We start from the raw sequence: 1150 nt of genomic DNA, 5'->3' as shown, positions 1-1150 counted from the left end.
TCTGCGACGGTCAGTCCGCTGATCCTGTGGCTCCAGATTCCGCTCAGCGGATCGGCGCTGGCATCGCCCTTGTCGGCGGCGCCGTCGAAGATTTGCACCTTCTGACCCGGGGTTGCGCTGCCGGTGAGGATCACGGTGGTGTCACGTGTCGTGCCTCCCTGCGGGATCTCCACGCCTTGGCTGTCTTCGGCCCGGTTGATCACTGGTTGCACGTCGGCGCCTGCCTTGACGGTATAAGAGCGCACCGGAAACCCCACCGCCGTCGCCGCGTTCGCCACCCCGTCAAAATTAACCTTGAGCGTCACCTTCAAGTCACGGCCATCTTTCAAGCCTTTCAGCCAGGCCAGCGGCACCGCCCGGCTCAAGCCTGGCGCACCCGCGCCCACTTCACCGCGAAGGTCGTCGAAGGTCACGGTCTGGTCCTGATTGTCCTTGCCTTCGTACTGCAACCACAGCCGCTCACCTTCGACGTGCGGCCATGCCGCAACGGTGAGCAGGGCGGTGGGTTGTAACAGCGCCACGTCGAGTTCATTGCCAGTCTTGCCATCAATGACCGGCGTCGGTAAACGTGCATCGCCCTCGTTAATTTTCGACACGCTCAGGTTCAGCTCAGGCGATTGGGCAACCTCCGCGTTATTGCGATTCAGGTGCCAGCGAAACACCAGGGGCTTGCCTTGTCGTGCGATCAGAAAAGCCTGGCTCAACAAGGTGTTGGTGCGTTTATTGGCGTTGAACGACACCAATGGAAACCCTGGTGCACCTGCGGGTGGGTTAACTTCCACCAGCTGCGCTTTATCGCCTGGCAGGTGTTCTAAATACTCGACCTGAATGGTCACGCCCTGCGGATACGCCAGCGCGTCGATCGGGCTCACTGCCTTCAGCAGCACCGGCGGCAACAACTCGATAGCCTCTGAGCCGGTAACTTCGGCCACGGCATTTTTCGAAGTGGCGAAGACGTTGCCATTTTTCAGCAATTCGTACTTCGCCCGCACAACACTGCCGGCGATTACTTTGGCGTTGGGCACCATCAGTTTGTAGGTGAACGGGATCCGCACGACGTCCTGTTCCACACTGTGCAGGGTAACGGTGCCGTTCGACGAGGTGGCGCTGTAGCTCACGCGGATTTTATCGTTGGGTTGCCACAACGGAG

At 60.1% G+C, this 1150-nt stretch carries 1 pseudogene; it reads right to left on the bottom strand.

Annotation, left to right across the window (positions count from 1 at the left end):
* Positions 1-1150: pseudogene (locus DBR24_RS30840) on the bottom strand (hypothetical protein); the annotation flags it as partial.

Origin of the sequence: Pseudomonas sp. HMWF006 (assembly GCF_003061205.1) — a bacterium.
Taxonomy (GTDB): Bacteria; Pseudomonadota; Gammaproteobacteria; order Pseudomonadales; family Pseudomonadaceae; genus Aquipseudomonas; species Aquipseudomonas monsensis.
Note: the sequence above shows the minus strand (reverse complement) of the source record. Positions and strands in the feature narration are given on the sequence as shown.